Below are 1,466 nucleotides of genomic sequence, written 5' to 3'. Positions count from 1 at the left end.
GGAACACGCCGTGAAGCCGGAACACGCCGTGAAGCCGGAACACGCCGTGAAGCCGGAACACGCCGTGAAGCCGGAACCGCGGTCGTGGTCGGGATCCGACCGGGGAACGCGGACGGAGTCCCGCACGGACTCCGAGCGGTGGACACCGGGCGTCGAGCGCCGGGGGCAGTCCGATCCGCGGCCGGCGCCGGCGCCGGGATCGGGCATGAGGTCTGGACGCCGTCGAACTCGACCAGCGCGGTCTCCGGTGTCTCCGGGCTGCCCGGCGGCCTGGGTTCCGGTGGCGCCACCTCCGGCGGTCTGCCCTTCGGCCTGGGTGGGCTGGGCGGCGCCGGGTCGTCCGGACAGTCGCCGCTGGAGCGGGGCGGCTCCTCGGACGGTTCGTCGGGAGGCTCCTCGGGCGGGTCCGCCGCGGCGGGCGGCGCAGGGCCGAGTGACGTCGCGGCGATCGCCGCGAAGGCATCCCCGGCCCTGGTCGACATCAACGCGACGTTCAGCTACCAGAGCTCCGAGGGCGCCGGCACCGGGATTGTCCTGAGCTCCACCGGCGAGGTCCTGACCAACAACCACGTGATCAACGGCGCGACCTCGATCAGCGCGACGGACGTCGGGAACGGGAAGACCTACAGCGCGACCGTCGTCGGCTACGACGCGACCCACGACATCGCGGTCCTGCGGCTGGGGGACGCCTCCGGGCTGACCACGGCCACCCTCGGCGACTCGTCGACGGCCGCCGTCGGCCAGTCGGTCGTCGCGATCGGCAATGCCGGGGGAACCGGCGGCACCCCCAGCAGCGCCGGCGGCGCGATCACCGCCCTCGACCAGTCGATCACCGCCAACGACGAGGCCGACGGCAGCGCCGAACACCTGACCGGCCTCATCGAGGTCAACGCCGACGTCCAGGCCGGCGACTCCGGTGGCGCCCTCGTCGACGAGGGCGGCAAGGTGATCGGCATGAACACCGCCGCGTCGGCGGGCTTCGCGATGACACCGTCGGCGCAGGCCGCGGGCAACCAGGGCTTCGCCATCCCGATCAACCAGGCGCTCGCCACCGCGAAGCAGATCGAGGCCGGCCAGGGCAGCGACGTGATCCACGTCGGCGCCGCCGCCTTCCTCGGCGTGATGATCTCCTCGACCGAGGGTCAGGGGGGCGGCGGCCGCGGCGACAGCACCGGATCGACCACCTCCGGAGCGGCGGTCAGCGGCGTGGTTGACGGGACTTCCGCCCAGCGGACGGGCCTGTCCGCCGGTGATGTCATCACCTCGCTGGACGGTCGGGCCGTGGACTCCGCCACAACCCTGAGCAGGCTGATGGTGACCCACCACCCCGGCGATCAGGTTCAGCTCGGCTGGCTGGACTCCGCCGGCCAGTCGCGGACGGCGACCGTCACCCTCGGGAGCGGGCCCCCCGCCTGAGCTGGCTGCCCGCCCGAGCTGGCTGCCCGCCCGAGCTGGCTGCCCGCCCG

1 protein-coding gene is annotated in these 1,466 nt (G+C 73.8%); it reads left to right on the top strand.

Annotation, left to right across the window (positions count from 1 at the left end; all coding sequences use genetic code 11):
• Window positions 1-138 precede the first annotated feature (138 nt).
• Window positions 139-1,416: a S1C family serine protease gene (locus tag MXD58_RS27430; RefSeq protein WP_250610940.1), complete on the top strand. Its 1,278-nt coding sequence runs from the start codon at window positions 139-141 to the stop codon at window positions 1,414-1,416.
• Window positions 1,417-1,466: the final 50 nt, after the last annotated feature.

It is taken from the genome of Frankia sp. AgKG'84/4 (genome assembly GCF_023242965.2).
In the GTDB taxonomy this organism is placed as follows: domain Bacteria; phylum Actinomycetota; class Actinomycetes; order Frankiales; family Frankiaceae; genus Frankia.
This window is presented reverse-complemented; position numbering and strand designations above follow the sequence as displayed.